Annotated in this window: 16 protein-coding genes; 6 read left to right on the top strand and 10 right to left on the bottom strand. The window is 61.8% G+C overall.

Annotation, left to right across the window (positions count from 1 at the left end; genetic code table 11):
* Positions 1-2: 2 nt before the first annotated feature.
* Genes paoC through paoA form a run of 3 tightly spaced genes read right to left on the bottom strand, consistent with a single transcriptional unit; the run spans position 3 to position 3,792 of the window.
* The gene (paoC, locus tag J5M72_RS14925) at positions 3-2,201 is read right to left on the bottom strand and encodes an aldehyde oxidoreductase molybdenum-binding subunit PaoC (RefSeq protein WP_207866128.1); all 2,199 of its coding nucleotides are present in this window, start codon (positions 2,199-2,201) and stop codon (positions 3-5) included.
* Positions 2,198-3,154 carry a xanthine dehydrogenase family protein subunit M gene (locus tag J5M72_RS14920; protein WP_207866126.1) on the bottom strand — a complete coding sequence of 319 codons (957 nt, stop codon included), beginning with the start codon at positions 3,152-3,154 and terminating at the stop codon, positions 2,198-2,200. The genes paoC and J5M72_RS14920 overlap by 4 nt, the downstream gene beginning before the upstream one ends.
* Positions 3,151-3,792 carry an aldehyde dehydrogenase iron-sulfur subunit PaoA gene (paoA, locus tag J5M72_RS14915; RefSeq protein ID WP_169429835.1) on the bottom strand — a complete coding sequence of 214 codons (642 nt, stop codon included), beginning with the start codon at positions 3,790-3,792 and terminating at the stop codon, positions 3,151-3,153. The genes J5M72_RS14920 and paoA overlap by 4 nt, the downstream gene beginning before the upstream one ends.
* Positions 3,793-4,094: 302 nt before the next feature.
* Between paoA and J5M72_RS14910 the strand changes: the two genes are divergently transcribed.
* Positions 4,095-4,304, top strand: a complete 210-nt coding sequence (locus J5M72_RS14910; RefSeq protein ID WP_169429836.1) for a hypothetical protein — start codon at positions 4,095-4,097, stop codon at positions 4,302-4,304.
* A 42-nt stretch (positions 4,305-4,346) separates the two neighbouring features.
* Here J5M72_RS14910 and J5M72_RS14905 read toward each other — a convergent pair whose 3' ends face one another.
* Entirely contained in the window at positions 4,347-4,619 is a 273-nt protein-coding gene (locus J5M72_RS14905) for a hypothetical protein (RefSeq protein WP_207866124.1), read from the bottom strand.
* A 230-nt stretch (positions 4,620-4,849) separates the two neighbouring features.
* Between J5M72_RS14905 and J5M72_RS14900 the strand changes: the two genes are divergently transcribed.
* Entirely contained in the window at positions 4,850-5,929 is a 1,080-nt protein-coding gene (locus tag J5M72_RS14900) for a hypothetical protein (protein ID WP_207866122.1), read from the top strand.
* Between the two features lie 2 nt (positions 5,930-5,931).
* Positions 5,932-6,285, top strand: coding sequence for a DUF1428 domain-containing protein (locus J5M72_RS14895; RefSeq protein ID WP_207866120.1), 354 nt, complete (start codon positions 5,932-5,934; stop codon positions 6,283-6,285).
* Between the two features lie 15 nt (positions 6,286-6,300).
* Here the strand turns inward: J5M72_RS14895 and J5M72_RS14890 are convergent, their stop codons facing one another.
* Positions 6,301-6,495, bottom strand: coding sequence for a hypothetical protein (locus J5M72_RS14890; RefSeq protein WP_007957125.1), 195 nt, complete (start codon positions 6,493-6,495; stop codon positions 6,301-6,303).
* A gap of 107 nt (positions 6,496-6,602) precedes the next feature.
* On the opposite strand from J5M72_RS14890, the gene thpR reads away from it, so the two are divergent.
* Positions 6,603-7,142, top strand: coding sequence for an RNA 2',3'-cyclic phosphodiesterase (gene thpR, locus J5M72_RS14885; RefSeq protein ID WP_207866118.1), 540 nt, complete (start codon positions 6,603-6,605; stop codon positions 7,140-7,142).
* 123 nt (positions 7,143-7,265) lie between these two features.
* On the opposite strand, the gene J5M72_RS14880 is transcribed toward thpR, so the two are convergent.
* The 5 genes from J5M72_RS14880 to J5M72_RS14860 form a co-directional block, all read right to left on the bottom strand.
* On the bottom strand, positions 7,266-8,363 hold the full coding sequence (locus J5M72_RS14880; RefSeq protein WP_207866115.1) for a polyamine ABC transporter substrate-binding protein: 1,098 nt from the start codon (positions 8,361-8,363) through the stop codon (positions 7,266-7,268).
* A 69-nt stretch (positions 8,364-8,432) separates the two neighbouring features.
* Complete coding sequence (locus J5M72_RS14875) at positions 8,433-9,311, bottom strand: ABC transporter permease subunit (protein WP_207866113.1); 879 nt, start codon at positions 9,309-9,311, stop codon at positions 8,433-8,435.
* Positions 9,308-10,222, bottom strand: coding sequence for an ABC transporter permease subunit (locus J5M72_RS14870; protein WP_085686385.1), 915 nt, complete (start codon positions 10,220-10,222; stop codon positions 9,308-9,310). The genes J5M72_RS14875 and J5M72_RS14870 overlap by 4 nt, the downstream gene beginning before the upstream one ends.
* Positions 10,219-11,361 (bottom strand): polyamine ABC transporter ATP-binding protein, encoded by a 1,143-nt coding sequence (gene potA, locus J5M72_RS14865; RefSeq protein WP_207866111.1) that lies wholly within the window; start codon positions 11,359-11,361, stop codon positions 10,219-10,221. The genes J5M72_RS14870 and potA overlap by 4 nt, the downstream gene beginning before the upstream one ends.
* 371 nt (positions 11,362-11,732) lie before the next feature.
* Entirely contained in the window at positions 11,733-12,494 is a 762-nt protein-coding gene (locus J5M72_RS14860; RefSeq protein ID WP_207866106.1) for a gamma-glutamyl-gamma-aminobutyrate hydrolase family protein, read from the bottom strand.
* 282 nt (positions 12,495-12,776) lie between these two features.
* Here J5M72_RS14860 and J5M72_RS14855 point away from each other — a divergent pair, with 282 nt between their 5' ends.
* The gene (locus J5M72_RS14855) at positions 12,777-14,153 is read left to right on the top strand and encodes a glutamine synthetase family protein (protein WP_169429845.1); all 1,377 of its coding nucleotides are present in this window, start codon (positions 12,777-12,779) and stop codon (positions 14,151-14,153) included.
* A gap of 266 nt (positions 14,154-14,419) precedes the next feature.
* Positions 14,420-15,910: an aldehyde dehydrogenase gene (locus J5M72_RS14850; RefSeq protein WP_207866105.1), complete on the top strand. Its 1,491-nt coding sequence runs from the start codon at positions 14,420-14,422 to the stop codon at positions 15,908-15,910.
* The last annotated feature ends 7 nt before the right edge of the window (positions 15,911-15,917 follow it).

Raw genomic sequence — 15,917 nt, 5'->3', positions numbered from 1 at the left:
CTTCAGATCATCGGCGGCAGCGAATCGAGAATCTTGTCCAGGGTAATCGGATACTCCCGTACCCGCGCCCCGGTGGCGTTGTAGATCGCATTCGCCACCGCCGCGCTGACCCCGCAGATGCCCAGTTCGCCCACACCTTTGGCCTTCATCGGCGAAGAGATCGGGTCGGTTTCATCGAGGAAGATCACCTCCTGATGCGGGATGTCCGCATGCACCGGCACTTCGTAGCCGGCCAGGTCGTGATTGACGAAAAAACCCAGGCGCTTGTCCACCGACAGCTCCTCCATCAGCGCCGCCCCGACGCCCATGGTCATCGCGCCGATCACCTGGCTGCGGGCGGATTTCGGGTTGAGAATCCGCCCGGCAGCACAGACCGCGAGCATCCGCCGTACACGCACTTCGCCGGTAGCGGCATCGACCGCGACTTCGACGAAATGCGCACCGAACGTCGATTGCTGATACTGCTTGGCGAGGTCGGCGAATTCGATGCTGTCCTCGGCTTCGATCGCACCGTTTTGCGCGGCATCGCGTAACGGCACGTGTTTGTTGCCGAGCTGCACCTGGCCATCGGCGAACACCGCGTCTGCCTCGGTCATGCCCAGTTTCGTCGTCACCGCTTCGCGCAGCTTCATGCACGCGGCGTAGACCCCGGCGGTCGAGCAATTGGCGCCGAACTGGCCGCCGGAGCCGGACGACACCGGAAAACTCGAATCCCCCAGATGCACCACCACATCATCCAGGCCCACACCCATCATCTCGGCGGCGGTCTGGGCGATGATGGTGTAGCTGCCCGTGCCGATATCGGTCATGTCGGTTTCCACGGTGATCTTGCCGTCACGCTCCAGCCGAACTCTTGCGCCGGATTTCACCAGCAGGTTATTGCGAATCGCCGCGGCCACGCCCATGCCGATCAGCCAGCGACCTTCGCGACGTGTGCCGGGCGTTGCATTGCGTTTGTCCCAGCCGAAGTGTTCGGCGCCGGTCTGCAGGCATTCGATCAGGCGTCGTTGGGAGAACGGTCGCTCGGTTTTTACCGGATCGACCTGGGTGTCGTTGAGGATGCGGAACTGGATCGGATCGAGTTTGAGTTTTTCCGCCATCTCGTCCATGGCGATCTCCAGCACCATCAGCCCCGGGGTTTCTCCGGGGGCACGCATGGCGTTGCCTTCCGGCAGATCCAACGGTGCCAGGCGCATGCTCACCAGACGATTTTCCCCGGCGTAGAGCAACTGACTCGGCTGCGCGGCGACTTCGACCTTGCCCTCGGCCAGGTTGCCCGACCAGCCTTCGTGGGCGATGGCGGTGAGTTTGCCGTTCGCCGCGGCGCCCAGGCGGATGCGCTGGATGGTGGCGGGGCGGTGGGTGGTGTTGTTGGCGATTTGCGGGCGGGCGAGGGCAACTTTCACCGGGCGGTTGGCCAGTCGTGCGCCGAGTGCGGCGAGGATCGAGTCGGCGCGGATGAACAGCTTGCCGCCGAATCCACCGCCAATGTAGGGCGAGATCAATCGCACCTTGTCCTTGGGCAGGCCGAGGGTGGTGGCGATGTCACCGACGCTCCAGGCGATCATCTGGTTCGAGGTCCACAGGGTCAGTTGATCGCCTTGCCATGCAGCGAGGGTCGCGTGGGGTTCCATCATCGCGTGGGACTGGTCCGGGGTGCTGTAGGTCTGGTCGAACTGCACCGGGGCGGCGGCAAAAGCGGTGGCGAAATCGCCGTGTCTGACGTCCGGCAATTCTTCCTTCGGCTCCACACCCTGATCCCGCACAGTGGCCAGATCGAACTGGCCTTTGTCTGTCGCGTACTCGACATGCACAAGCTGCGCGGCAGCGCGGGCCTGTTCGAAGGTTTCGGCGACCACCAGTGCCACCGCCTGGTGATAGTGCTGCACCTCGGGGCCGGCCAGCAGGTGCGCGGCGTTGTATTTGCCCTTGCCGAGTTTGCCGGCATTGGCAGAGGTAACGATGGCCAGAACCCCGGGGGCAGCCTGGGCCTTGTCCAGATCCATGCGCGTGATACGACCCTTGGCGATGGCTGCACCGACCATGACGCCGTAAGCCTGATTTTTTGCCGCTTCGTGTTGTTCGTAAGCGTAGGGCGCCTGACCGCTGGTTTTCAGCGGGCCTTCGATGCGGTCGGTGGGTTTGCCGATGACTTTCAATTGGTCAATCGGATTGGCGGCGGCGGGCGTGTCGAATTTCATGCTTCGTTCCTCGCTTGGGCCAGCACCGAGGCGAGCGTGCGCTCCACCAGCGTCAGCTTGAACCGGTTGTCATGGGTGGGTGTGGCGCCGTCGAGCAGGCGCGCACTGACGGCTTTCGCGCCTTGGGGCAGCAGCGCTTCTGCGGCCTCGACACGCCAGGGTTTCGGGGCGATGCCGCCGACGGCGATGCGGCCGCTGCCGTCCTTTTGCAGAATCAACCCGACAGAGACCAGCGCGAAGGCATAGGACGAACGGTCCCGCACCTTGTGATAGACATGGGTGCCGCCAACCGGGGCGGGCAGGGTAACGCCGGTGATCAATTCGCCGGCCGTGAGTGCGGTTTCGATATGCGGGGTATCGCCGGGCAAAGCGTGGAAATCGGCCATGGCGATGCGTCGGGTGCTGCCGTCGGGTTTGAGGGTTTCGATCTGCGCATCCAGCGCACGCAGGGCAACTGCCATGTCGCTCGGGTGCGTGGCGATGCAGGCGTCGCTGACGCCGATGATCCCCAGTTGCCGGGTGACCCCGCCAATCGCCGCGCAGCCACTGCCGGGATTGCGTTTATTGCAGGCCTGATTGGTGTCGTAGAAGTACGGGCAGCGGGTGCGTTGCAGCAGGTTGCCAGCGGTGGTTGCCATGTTGCGCAACTGCCCCGAGGCCCCGGCCAGCAAGGCCCGGGAGAGCAGGGCGTAGTCTTTGCGCACGCGCGAGTCGGCGGCCAGATCGGTGTTGCGCACCAGTGCGCCGATGCGCAAACCGCCCTCGGGAGTGGCTTCGATCCCGTCGAGTCCCAGGTGGTTGACGTCGATCAGGTGCTGCGGCGTTTCGATGTCGAGTTTCATCAAGTCCAGCAGGTTGGTGCCGCCGGCGATGAACCGCGCGCCTTGCGTTTGCGCCGCTTGTGCTGCGGCTGAGGCGGGGGAGTCGGCGCGACTGTAATTGAACGCTCTCATGCCGATACCTCCGCGACTTCGCTGATGGCTTCGATGATGTTGGAGTAGGCGCCGCAACGGCAGAGGTTGCCGCTCATGCGTTCCTGCAACTCGCTGGCGATCAGTTGCGGCGGCTCGGTCAGGCTGGGGCTGGCGTGGCTGGGGATGCCGTCGCGGATTTCCTTGAGCACCGCCACCGCCGAGCAGATCTGCCCCGGTGTGCAATAACCGCACTGATAACCGTCATGCTTGATGAACGCGGCTTGCATCGGATGCAACCGGTCCGGCATGCCGAGGCCTTCGATGGTGGTGACCTTGGCGCCGTCCTGCATGACGGCCAGGGTCAGGCACGAGTTGATCCGCCGGCCATCGACAATCACCGTGCAGGCGCCACACTGGCCGTGGTCGCAGCCTTTTTTGCTGCCGGTCAGGTGCAGGTGTTCGCGCAAGGCGTCGAGCAGCGTGGTGCGGGTATCGATATCAAGGGTCTGCGGCTTGCCGTTGACCTCAAGCGTCACTTTGGTCATGGCCGGTTGCTCCAGATTGGCCGCGTAGGCCTTGAGGCTGATGAAGGGCGGTAGCGCAAACGCGGTTGCGGTCACGGCGCCGAGAATCAGGAACCGGCGTCGGGACATCTCCGATGGCGGATGGTCGTTCATGGCTGGGCTTCCTCTGATCAGGTCGGCGGATTGCAAATAACCCGCACATGCACGCCGGCGTGGTCGCCAGTCTTGGTCTGTTCTTGGAGTGACCGCAGGGGAGAGGAAAAGGTTTTGTCGGATTTTTACCCTGGCACCAGACCTCCCTCACAGAGGCAGACGGGGCGATCAACGGTCATGGGCTGTCAGTGAATCATCGGTGTTTTACCCGGTCGAAGCTGCGGCTGCGCGCACCGCACCTTGAAGGTGAGGGCAGCGCTGACCGTTCCGTCGTCAAGACCTTGGTTTTAGGGAAATCCTGAATGATGCGTGCAACAACCCTGCTGCTGACTGTTTCTGCCGCCGTTTTGCTGGGCGGCTGCGTGGCGGACTTTGATGATGACTACCGCCATGGCCGGCATTACGATCGCGATCATGGCCGTTATTACGACCACGATCGACGCTGGGATGATCGCGACTATGACCGGCGCGACGGGCGTCGCCATCATCGCGATGACAACGACGACCAGTAATGAGCAAAAAAGGGGCGTTCCTGACCGGAACGCCCCTTGGCATTAAAAATGAGCGTTCGCCCGGACGCTGGATCGCGCAGGCACGTTAGCCTCGATGTCCAGCAAATGGGTGGCGAGTATGTCGCTCAGAAAACGGAACTGATCGTTGAGGCCCACCACTTCATTGCTGAAGTGATTGCTTGCGGCGGGCATCAGCAGATCTTCGAAATCTTCGTTGAACACCAGCGCTTGTGTCTTCAGTGACACCGGGTGCTGGTCGTAATAGTTGTTGCCGAAGACCGGGAAGCTCACGGCGAGGGTGACGGTATGACTCATGATGTGAACTCCTCGTGGTGTGTGTCTCGGATGGGTGAATCCTGCGCCGGACGCGTCTGCTGCGGAAGGCAATCGTCGTAATGGTGATCATCGACGTCAGTGATGGTTGGAACAAAAACTGAAATCCCGCGCCCGGATCGAGGATCGATACAACCGGACAAACGGCTGAAACCCGCACCTATACTCAAGTCGTTACCTCCAGATCTGACCCATCAAAGGACACCGCCACCGTGAACCTGCGTGCGCTGATCGTCGCGGCACTGATGTTGCTGGCCGGTTGCGCGACTTCGGCGCGGGGCCCGGCGAGCGCGCCGCCGGTGGTGGTTTCACCGGCCACCTGGCAGCAGATCGACCGGGATATCGTTGTGGCTTCCCGGCAGTCCACCGAACAGGTCAAGGCGTTCGCCCGCGGTTCGATGGAACATTGGCGCATTCGGGTCTACGAGCAAACTGAAGAAAAATTCATCCCGTGGTTCAGCAGCTACTGGACCCAGGAATGGCTGTCGATGAAGGTCAGTTGGTACACCATCAGCGCCGGTGGCGAGCAGGATGCTTCGTCCAAACGCTTGGCAGCGTATTTGCTGGAGCAATATCAGGAGCGGGTGCTGGCGCCGGTGGCTCTGGAGATCGATCCGGACGCGATCCTCGGCCAGGCCACCGCGTTCTACGCGCAACTGATGGCGCAGCAGATGCCGGTCATCGCCCAGCGTTACGGCGTACCCCTCGCGCAGCTCAACGGGCACTTGCAGAAAATCCCCGCCATCGCCCTCGGCCCGCCGCCGGCCCGCGATGCCTCGCTCTACCAGGTTGTCAGCACCGAACCGTTGAATACCTTGCCGGCCTATGCCGCGCTGATCGACAAGATCCACACCGAAGGCGGGGCCAAGGGCATCGCCTCGACCGATGCCGGCATGGCCCCGGTGGCCAAGCGTGCCAGCCAGCGCATGGAGGCAGAGATGGCGCCCCGGGGCGCTGCCAGTGCGGTGGCAGCGGCGGCCGGCAAACTCGTTGGCGGACTGATCTCGGCGGGGGTGGCAGGCATCCGCGCCATCCTCCAGGCCAACGACCGGCCCGACAGCGAAGCGCTGATCCGCAGCAGCCTGGGCAACACCTTCGACAAGGCCTGGCTGAAACTGGTGCAGAACCCGACCACCGGTGTGATGGCCGGCACGCTGCACATGGCGGCGCAGGTCGAGGGCAGTCTGGGCGGGCGGGATGAACCGTCGGTCGGGTTGGGCGTCGACCGTGTCGAATGGCGGCCGCCTGAGTCGACTACTCAGCAGAACGAACCCACCCTGCAAGGAGAATGATCATGGCTTACATCGATGTGTTCGTGGCGCCCGTGCCGAATGCCAACCGCGAGCAATACAAACAACACTGTGAAATCGCCGCCAGGCTGTTCAAGGAATACGGCGCTCTGGAAGTGATTCAGGGCTGGGGCGATGACGTGCCGGACGGCAAGGTCACCTCATTCCCGATGGCGGTAAAACTCAAGGAAGGCGAAACCGTATCGGCGGGATGGCTGGTCTGGCCGGACAAGGCCACCCGCGACACCGGCATGGCGAAAATGATGGAAGACCCGCGCATGCAGCCGGACGTCAATCCGATGCCGTTCGATGGGCAGCGGATGATCTTTGGTGGCTTCAAAGACATTCTCGAGCCTTGATGCCGCGCCGCCGGATCACTCCGCTGACGGGGTGATCCGGCAGCCTTTGCGGTTGCGGATCTGCTCGTCCGTCGGCCGCTCGCGGACGAATTCGAAACGTGGTTCTCCCTCGCTGTAATGCACCAGCCAGCCCCATTCCAGTTCGCTCTCATCCTGCCCGGGATTCGGCGGACGGGCCCACCAGGGTTCTTTGCTGAGGATCTCGCGCATGACGTCCTCCGGTTGATGGCAATCGTTGAACTATAAACCCCTTGCCGAGAGTCGCCAGAAACGGGCGTGTAGAATCCAGGGATCTCGACGAACGAAGGAGCGTGGCCATGACGGACGAAACACGCGGGGATCAACCGTTCAAGCGGCTGTTCTTCGCCCTCGACTGCCCACCGGCACAACGCAAGGCGATTGCCCAGTGGCGCAGCGAACTGGGTTTGCGTACCGGCAAACCGGTACCGGCGGACAACTTTCACCTGACACTGCTGTTTCTCGGCGCGGTGCCGTTGGCGCAGATCGGCGAAGTCTGCGAAGCCGCGGCGAAAGTGCGCACGCCGGGGGAGGCGCTGAAGATTTCGCTGGATCGGTTGCAGGTCTGGCGGCGCGCCGGGGTCTTGTCGCTGGCGCCAGAGCAGGCACCGCAGGGATTGTTGCGGTTGGTGTATGCGCTGGAGCAGGCGATGTTGCCGTTCGGGTTTGAAGAGGCGACCCGTGAGTATCGCCCGCATCTGACGCTGGCCCGGGACTATCGGGCGCCGGAACCGGAGTCCGCTACGCCGCCGGAGTTCTTCCTGCGGGCCGAGCGTTTTGCATTGTTCGAATCCCACAAGGGCCGCTACCGCTCGCTGGCCGACTGGCCACTGATCTGACCCACAAAAAAAGGCGCCCGAGGGCGCCTGAATTCACCTGAACCGAGGAAAGCCAGGTGAGGCCGTTCAGAGCGAGGGTGCAGCGGTGGTAAGGCGCTGCGTGAACGGGAAATCGATGTGTGGTTATTTGCCGAGTTTTACGCGGGTCCAGCCCCGGGTCATGATCCGTTGCGTGGCGATCGGTTGATCCGGCACCGCATACAGCGTGGCCATCACTTCCTGCGACGGGTACGAGCCCGGGTCGTTGCGGATCGCTTCGTCCACCAGCGGCGTCGCCGCTGCGTTGGCGTTGCTGTAGCCGTTGCTGTTGGTGATCTCGGCGATGATGTCCGGACGCATCAGGAAGTCCATGAACAGGTAGGCGTTCTCGACGTTCGCTGCATCGCGCGGGATGGCGACCATGTCGTAGAAGCTGCCGGCACCTTCCTTGGGAATGCTGTAGTCGATCACTACGTTGTTGCCCGATTCCACCGCGCGGGCCTTGGCCTGCAACACGTCACCGGAGTAACCGACTGCCACGCAGATGTTGCCGTTGGCCAGGTCGGAGATGTACTTGGACGAATGGAAATACGCCACCGACGGCCGGATCTTCATGAACAGTGCCTCGGCTTCCTTGATGTGCGCGGTGTCCTTGTCGTTCACCGGATAGCCCAGATAGTGCAGGGCAGCGGGGATCATTTCGGTCGGCGAGTCGAGAAAGCTGATGCCGCAAGCCTTGAGCTTCTCGGCGTTCTCCGGTTTGAACAGCAGGTCCCAGGAATTGGTCGGCGCGTTCTTGCCGAGCACTTCCTTGACCTTGGCCGGGTTGAAACCGATGCCGATCGAGCCCCACATGTACGGGAACGCATGGGCGTTGTCCGGATCACTGGCGGAGGCGTTTTTCAGCAGCACCGGGTTGAGGTTTTTCCAGTTTGGCAGCTTCGATTTGTCCAGGGTCTGATAGACCCCGGCCTTGATCTGCTTGGCCAGGAAACTGTTGGACGGTACCACGATGTCGTAGCCGGATTTACCCGCGAGCAGACGCGCTTCGAGGGTTTCATTGCTGTCGAACACGTCGTAGGTCACGCGGATGCCGGTCTCGTCCTCGAACTTCTTGACGGTGTCCGGGGCGATGTAGTCCGACCAGTTGTAAACGCGCAGCACCTTGTCGTTGGCCTGGGCGCCCGTGGCGATTGCGCCCAATAAGGACAGTGTCAGCAGAGTCCTGCCAAACATTTTCATCGGTGAAACTCCATTCTTTTTATTCAAAAGCTTTTAAGCCAAAGCGCAAAGCCGTAAAACGCGACGGCCTCAGGCCGTCGCTGTCACTCGTTGAGGTTGCTGCCATGATTCGTTGGCGGTCTGATCCATCGCTTCCTGAATCGCACGCTTGCGGTTGGCTTCTGCCTTGCGACCGAAGTACCAGACCAGGAAGGTCACCAGCGACACCGCCAACAGAATCAGGCTGGCCACAGCGTTGATCTCGGGCTTCACACCCAGACGCACCGCCGAGAAGACTTCCATCGGCAGGGTGGTGGAACCCGGCCCCGAGACGAAGCTCGCCAGCACCAGGTCATCCAGCGACAGGGCGAACGACATCATGCCGCCCGCCGCCAGCGACGGCGCGATCATCGGGATGGTGATCAGGAAAAACACCTTGAACGGTTTCGCGCCCAGATCCATCGCCGCTTCTTCGATCGACAGGTCCAGCTCGCGCAAGCGGGCGGAGACTACCACCGCCACATAAGCGGCACAAAACGTGGTGTGGGCAATCCAGATGGTGACGATGCCTCGCTCCTGCGGCCAGCCGATCAGTTGCGCCATCGCCACGAACAGCAGCAACAGCGACAGACCGGTGATCACCTCAGGCATGACCAGCGGCGCGGTCACCAGACCACCGAACAGCGTACGACCCTTGAAGCGGGTCACGCGGGTCAGCACGAACGCGGCGAGGGTGCCCAGCGCCACGGCGGCGATCGCGGTGTAGCAGGCGATTTCCAGCGAGCGCACCACCGAGCCTATCAGTTGGGTGTTGTCGAGCAGGCCGACGTACCACTTCACCGACCAGCCGCCCCAGACCGTCACCAGTTTCGAGGCGTTGAACGAGTAGATCACCAGGATCAGCATCGGCAGATAGATGAACATCAGGCCGAAGATCAGCATGAACTTTGCAAAACCGAAGCGTTTCATCCCCGTGCCTCCATCTCTTTGGCCTGGCTGCGGTTGAACAGCAGAATCGGCACAATCAGGATCAACAGCATCACTACCGCCAGGGCAGACGCCACCGGCCAGTCGCGGTTATTGAAGAACTCTTGCCACAGCACGCGCCCGATCATCAGGGTCTCCGGGCCGCCCAGCAGTTCCGGAATCACGAACTCGCCCACCACCGGAATGAACACCAGCATGCAGCCGGCGATGATCCCGTTCTTGGCCAGCGGCACGGTGATTTTCCAGAAGTTGTTGAAGTTGCTCGAACCCAGATCCTGCGCGGCTTCCAGCAGGCTGCCGTCGTGCTTCACCAGGTTGGCGTAGAGCGGCAGCACCATGAACGGCAGGTAGGCGTAGACCACGCCGATATACACGGCCGTGTTGGTGTTGAGGATCTCGATCGGGTGATCGGTGAGCCCGGTCCACATCAGGAATGCGTTAAGCAGACCGTTGTTGCTGAGGATGCCCATCCACGCGTAAACACGGATCAGGATCGCGGTCCAGGTCGGCATCATGATCAACAGCAGCAGAACGTTTTGCGCTTCCTTGCTGGCCTTGGTGATCGCGTAAGCCATCGGGAAACCGATCACCAGGCACATCATCGTGCTCAGTGCCGCGACCTTCAGCGAGCCGAGGTAGGCCGACAGATACAGCTCGTCTTCGCCGAGCATGGTGTAGTTGCCGATGTTCAGCAGCAGCTGGAATTTCTGTTCGGCGTAGGTGTAGATCTCCGAGTACGGCGGGATCGACAGCGCGGCTTCCGAGAAGCTGATCTTCATCACCAGGAAGAACGGCAGCATGAAGAACAGGAACAGCCAGATGAACGGAATGCCGATGACGAACTTTCGCCCGCTGGGCACCAGGCGCAGGAATTGCTGATTGAAGGTTCTCATGAGCGCAGTACCACGCCGCTGTCGTCTTCCCACCAGACGTACACCTTGTCGTCCCAGGTCGGCCGCGCGCCACGGCGTTCGGCGTTGGCCATGAACGACTGGACGATCTTGCCGCTCGGCAACTCGACGTAGAACACCGAGTGGCCGCCGAGGTAGGCGATGTCATGCACCTTGCCTTCGGACCAGTTGTAGCGGCTCTCCGGCTTGAGGGTGCTGACCAGCATTTTTTCCGGGCGGATTGCGTAGGTGATCGACTTGTCCTGCACCGACGTGCTGACGCCATGACCGACGTAGATCTTTTGCTGCAAGTCCGGGCTGTGAATGATCGCGTGACCTTCAAGGTCCTCGACCACGGTGCCGTCGAAGGCGTTCACGTTGCCGATGAATTCGCAGACCATGCGGCTGACCGGTGCTTCATAGATGTCGACCGGGCTACCGATCTGGGCGATCCAGCCCAGGTGCATGATCGCGATGCGCTCGGCCATGGTCATGGCCTCTTCCTGGTCGTGGGTCACCATCACGCAGGTCACGCCGACGCGTTCGATGATTTCCACGAGTTCCAGCTGCATTTGCGAACGCAGCTTTTTATCCAGCGCGCCCATCGGTTCGTCGAGCAGCAACAGCTTCGGACGCTTGGCCAGCGAACGGGCGAGGGCCACGCGCTGACGCTGACCGCCGGACAGTTGATGCGGGCGGCGCTTGGCGTATTGGGTCATGTGGACGAGGCGCAGCATTTCTTCGACGCGGGCGTCGATTTCGCTGGCCGGCAAACGGTCCTGCTTGAGGCCGAAGGCGATGTTCTGCGCAACAGTCATGTGCGGGAACAGCGCGTAGGACTGGAACATCATGTTGATCGGCCGCTCGTACGGCGGCATGTCGGTGATGTCGACACCGTCGAGCAGAATGCGTCCTTCAGTCGGCCGTTCGAAACCGGCGAGCATGCGCAGCAGGGTCGATTTGCCCGAGCCGGAGCCGCCGAGCAGGGCAAAGATTTCGCCCTGATGGATCTCCAGGGACACGTCGTCCACCGCCGTGGTTTCGTCGAACTTCTTGGTGACTCGATCGACCTTCACCAGAACCTTTTTCGGTTGCTGATGACCTTCAAGAGCCTTCCTGTAAGTGCTGGAGGCGTTTGCCATGTGAAACTCCCAACAGGTTTCAGTCGCCGGGCCAACGCGGCCTGGCTTAAGAGTGGATTGCAGACTTGCAAGAGCATTTCCTGTCGGATCGCATCCCCTGTGGGAGCGGGCTTGCTCGCGAATACGTCGTGTCAGTCGACATGGTTATTGCCTGACACTCCGCTTTCGCGAGCAAGCCCGCTCCCACAGAGTTTTGCGTTGATCCAATTGGCACTGCGCTTGCCGATCCGGCTTGGTCGGCGCCGCCGTCCTGGCTGCCTGGGTAGTACTTGTTGTTATTACGGTTTGTTGTTTTCACGGATGACGGGTGCGCACACGCGCAGCCGCCGACCCCGTGGGGGCAGTAAACAGTGATGAAATTCTGGGTTGTGTCAGCGCTGGTTGCGTCGCGCCGCACGCTGGCGGCAAGCCTCGCCGAATGCCTGGAAGATCCGCAGGTAGTTCGGGTTGTCCAGCACCTGCCATTCCGGGTGCCATTGCACGCCGAGGGCGAAGGTCGGGCTGTGCTCCACCGAGACCGCCTCGATCAGGCCGTCCGGTGCCACGGCTTCGGCGCGCAGGCCGGGAGCGAGGCGGTCGATGCCCTGACTGTGAATCGAGTTGACCTGGAATTCACCCGGCAGCTCCAGCGCTTCGAACACGCCACCGGCCAGCACCGTCACGGCATGGGCCGGGGCGTACTGCACGGCGACATCCGGGCTGTCGGCTTCGCGGTGATCGAGCATGCCCGGCAGCTCATGCACCTTCTGGTGCAGGCTGCCGCCGAACGCCACGTTCATTTCCTGGAAACCGCGGCAGATGCCGAGTACCGGAACGCCCGCCGCAATGGCCGCACGCAATAGAGGAAGGGTGGTGGCATCCCGCGCCGGATCGTGATCCGTGCCGGGAGCGCTGTCCGGGCCCTGATAGTGGAAGGGTTCCACGTTGGACGGCGAGCCGGTCAGCAACAGACCGTCGAGCTGACCCAGCAGGTCTTCGATTTCAGTCAGTTGGCCAAGGGAAGGAATGACGACGGGCAACCCCAGCGCCGCAACGCTGACAGCGCGAACGTACTTGTCGCCGCTGATGTGATAGGGGTGCAGGCCAATCTGTTTGACGCACGCAGTAACGCCGATCAATGGCTTGAATGCCATTTTTATTCACCTCGAAGTTTGACACTTGAACGAGCTTTTCCGGAGCTTAGCCTCGTTGATTTTAATTAACAACTCCCATGTAAAAAATTCTAAACGCCGTTCATCAAATCTTCATGAATTGCGGGCCTCTGGCGCCTGCATTGGCACGAGAGTGTTAAAAAAAGCCCGAAAAATAAACGCTGAGCGGCCCTGTGTTCGCTATTGACTTCACTTTGCCGTTCGGGTTGACTGGCTCGGCGAAACAGCAGTGAACATAATAATTAACAGCTAAATAGGTGCATCATGTCGGTCCCTCTGCGTGCCGTTCAACTCAACGAAGCAAACGCATTCCTTAAGAAACATCCTGAGGTTTTGTACGTCGACCTTCTGATTGCAGACATGAACGGTGTGGTGCGCGGCAAGCGCATCGAGCGCACCAGTCTTCACAAGGTTTACGAGAAAGGCATCAACCTGCCGGCCTCGCTTTTCGCCCTCGACATCAATGGCTCCACGGTGGAAAGCACCGGTCTGGGCCTGGACATCGGCGACGCCGACCGTATCTGCTACCCAATCCCCGGCACCCTGAGCATCGAGCCCTGGCAGAAGCGTCCGACCGCCCAATTGCTGATGACCATGCACGAACTGGAAGGCGAGCCGTTCTTCGCCGACCCGCGTGAAGTGCTGGCCAACGTGGTGCGCAAATTCGACGACCTGGGCCTGACCATCTGCGCCGCGTTCGAACTCGAGTTCTACCTGATCGACCAGGACAACGTGAACGGCCGTCCGCAATCGCCGCGTTCGCCAGTCTCCGGCAAGCGTCCAGTGTCGACCCAGGTTTACCTGATCGACGATCTCGACGAGTACGTCGACTGCCTGCAGGACATCCTCGAAGGCGCGAAAGAGCAGGGCATTCCGGCCGACGCCATCGTCAAGGAAAGCGCCCCGGCGCAGTTCGAAGTCAACCTGCACCACGTGTCCGACCCGATCAAGGCGTGCGACTACGCCGTCCTGCTCAAGCGTCTGGTGAAGAACATCGCCTACGACCACGAGATGGACACCACCTTCATGGCCAAGCCGTATCCGGGCCAGGCGGGCAACGGTCTGCATGTGCACATTTCGATTCTGGATAAAGAAGGCAACAACATCTTCGCCAGCGAGGATCCCGAGCAGAACGCCGCGCTACGCCACGCGATCGGCGGTGTGCTGGAGACCCTGCCTGCGCAAATGGCTTTCCTGTGCCCGAACGTCAACTCGTACCGCCGCTTCGGTGCACAGTTCTACGTGCCGAACTCGCCGAGCTGGGGCATCGACAACCGCACCGTGGCGGTACGCGTACCGACCGGTTCGGCAGACGCCGTGCGCATCGAGCACCGTGTTGCCGGTGCCGACGCCAACCCGTACCTGCTGATGGCTTCCGTTCTGGCCGGTATTCACCACGGCCTGACCAACCAGATCGAACCGGGCGCCCCGGTCGAAGGCAACAGCTACGAGCAGAACGAACAGAGCCTGCCGAACAACCTGCGCGACGCCCTGCGTGAGCTGGACGACAGCGAAGTCATGGCCCGCTATATCGACCCGATGTACATCGACGTGTTCGTCGCGTGCAAGGAAAGCGAGCTGGCCGAGTTCGAGAACTCGATCTCTGACCTTGAGTACAACTGGTATCTGCATACGGTGTGATTCCGAAAAGCCCCTCGCCCTAACCCTCCCGATACGTCGGACCGCCCGGAGGGAGAGGGGACTGACCGAGTTGTCTTGAGATATTCAGCGACCTGACCGATCCAGTCGATTATGGATTCGGTAGAGATTTTTCAGGTCGGCGGAGCTCTCCAGCATCCCCCGGTCGGTCCCCTCTCCCCTCGGGAGAGGGCTAGGGTGAGGGCAGCCATCTCAAGCCAGGCACATAACCCAGACACCCCCAAATTCCCCCGCGTCGAGCCACCACCATGACAACGACCCGCAACGACTGGGAACAACGCTTCCAGTCCCTGACCCTCGAATCCCGTGCCTTCATCAACGGCGAATACCGCCCGGCGATCAGCGGCGAAACCTTCGAATGCCTGAGCCCCGTCGACGGCCGTTTCCTGGCCTCCGTCGCCAGCACCGATGAAGCCGACGCCAACCTCGCCGTTGAAGCCGCGCGCCAATCCTTCAACGCCGGCGTGTGGGCCAACAAGGCCCCGGCCGAGCGAAAGCGCATCCTGATCCGCTTCGCCGATCTGATCCTGCAACACCAGGAAGAACTGGCGCTGCTCGAAACCCTCGACATGGGTAAACCGATCAGCGACTCGATGAGCATCGACATCCCGGCGACCGCCAACGCGATCCGCTGGAGCGCCGAGGCCATCGACAAGATCTACGACGAAGTCGCCGCCACCCCGCACGACCAACTCGGTCTGGTCACCCGCGAGCCTTCCGGCGTGGTCGCGGCCATCGTGCCGTGGAATTTCCCGCTGATCATGGCCAGCTGGAAATTCGCCCCGGCGCTGGCGGCGGGTAACTCGTTCATCCTCAAGCCTTCGGAAAAATCGCCGCTGACCGCGATCCGCATCGCGCAACTGGCGCTGGACGCCGGCATTCCGAAAGGCGTGTTCAACGTCCTGCCAGGCTTCGGCCACACCGTCGGCAAGGCGCTGGCGCTGCACATGGACGTCGACGTGCTGGCCTTCACCGGCTCCACCGCGATTGCCAAGCAACTGATGATTTATGCAGGCCAAAGCAACATGAAACGCGTCTGGCTCGAAGCTGGGGGCAAGAGCCCGAACGTGGTGTTTGCCGACGCACCGGACTTGCGCGCGGCAGCACAAGCGGCGGCCGGCGCCATTGCGTTCAACCAGGGCGAAGTCTGCACCGCCGGCTCGCGCCTGCTGGTGGAGCGTTCGATCCGCGAGCAATTCATCCCGCTGCTGGTGGAAGCGCTGCAAGCGTGGAAACCGGGGCACGCCCTGGATCCTGCCACCACCGTCGGCGCCGTGGTCGATCAGCGTCAACTGGACAACGTGTTGCGCTACATCAGCATCGGCCAAGAGCAGGGCGCCGAGCTGATCGCCGGCGGCCGGCGCGCCCTCGAAGAAACCGGCGGCACCTACATCGAGCCGACGATTTTCGACGGTGTGACCAACGCGATGACCATCGCCAAGGAAGAAATCTTCGGCCCGGTGCTGTCGCTGATCACCTTCGACACCGTCGAGGAAGCGCTGCACATCGCCAACGACAGCATCTTCGGCCTCGCCGCCGGGGTCTGGACCAGCAACCTGAGCAAGGCCCACACCTTCGCCCGTGGCCTGCGCGCCGGCAGCGTGTGGGTCAACCAGTACGACGGCGGCGACATGACCGCGCCGTTCGGTGGCTTCAAGCAGTCGGGCAACGGTCGCGACAAATCGCTGCACGCGTTCGACAAGTACACCGAGCTGAAAGCGACCTGGATCAAGCTCTAATTCTATT

This window comes from Pseudomonas sp. 58(2021) (assembly GCF_017491585.1).
Lineage (GTDB): Bacteria > Pseudomonadota > Gammaproteobacteria > Pseudomonadales > Pseudomonadaceae > Aquipseudomonas > Aquipseudomonas fluorescens_BT.
This window is presented reverse-complemented; position numbering and strand designations above follow the sequence as displayed.

Bases quoted from the DNA above. Each gene is read 5' to 3' on its own strand.
- J5M72_RS14875 (WP_207866113.1), bottom strand. From the start codon at position 9,311: ATGAAACGCTTCGGTTTTGCAAAGTTCATGCTGATCTTCGGCCTGATG.
- J5M72_RS14920 (WP_207866126.1), bottom strand. From the start codon at position 3,154: ATGAGAGCGTTCAATTACAGTCGCGCCGACTCCCCCGCCTCAGCCGCA.
- thpR (WP_207866118.1), top strand. From the start codon at position 6,603: ATGACGGACGAAACACGCGGGGATCAACCGTTCAAGCGGCTGTTCTTC.
- J5M72_RS14870 (WP_085686385.1), bottom strand. From the start codon at position 10,222: ATGAGAACCTTCAATCAGCAATTCCTGCGCCTGGTGCCCAGCGGGCGA.
- paoA (WP_169429835.1), bottom strand. From the start codon at position 3,792: ATGAACGACCATCCGCCATCGGAGATGTCCCGACGCCGGTTCCTGATT.
- J5M72_RS14910 (WP_169429836.1), top strand. From the start codon at position 4,095: ATGATGCGTGCAACAACCCTGCTGCTGACTGTTTCTGCCGCCGTTTTG.
- J5M72_RS14895 (WP_207866120.1), top strand. From the start codon at position 5,932: ATGGCTTACATCGATGTGTTCGTGGCGCCCGTGCCGAATGCCAACCGC.
- J5M72_RS14905 (WP_207866124.1), bottom strand. From the start codon at position 4,619: ATGAGTCATACCGTCACCCTCGCCGTGAGCTTCCCGGTCTTCGGCAAC.
- J5M72_RS14855 (WP_169429845.1), top strand. From the start codon at position 12,777: ATGTCGGTCCCTCTGCGTGCCGTTCAACTCAACGAAGCAAACGCATTC.
- J5M72_RS14850 (WP_207866105.1), top strand. From the start codon at position 14,420: ATGACAACGACCCGCAACGACTGGGAACAACGCTTCCAGTCCCTGACC.
- J5M72_RS14860 (WP_207866106.1), bottom strand. From the start codon at position 12,494: ATGGCATTCAAGCCATTGATCGGCGTTACTGCGTGCGTCAAACAGATT.
- J5M72_RS14880 (WP_207866115.1), bottom strand. From the start codon at position 8,363: ATGAAAATGTTTGGCAGGACTCTGCTGACACTGTCCTTATTGGGCGCA.
- paoC (WP_207866128.1), bottom strand. From the start codon at position 2,201: ATGAAATTCGACACGCCCGCCGCCGCCAATCCGATTGACCAATTGAAA.
- J5M72_RS14890 (WP_007957125.1), bottom strand. From the start codon at position 6,495: ATGCGCGAGATCCTCAGCAAAGAACCCTGGTGGGCCCGTCCGCCGAAT.
- potA (WP_207866111.1), bottom strand. From the start codon at position 11,361: ATGGCAAACGCCTCCAGCACTTACAGGAAGGCTCTTGAAGGTCATCAG.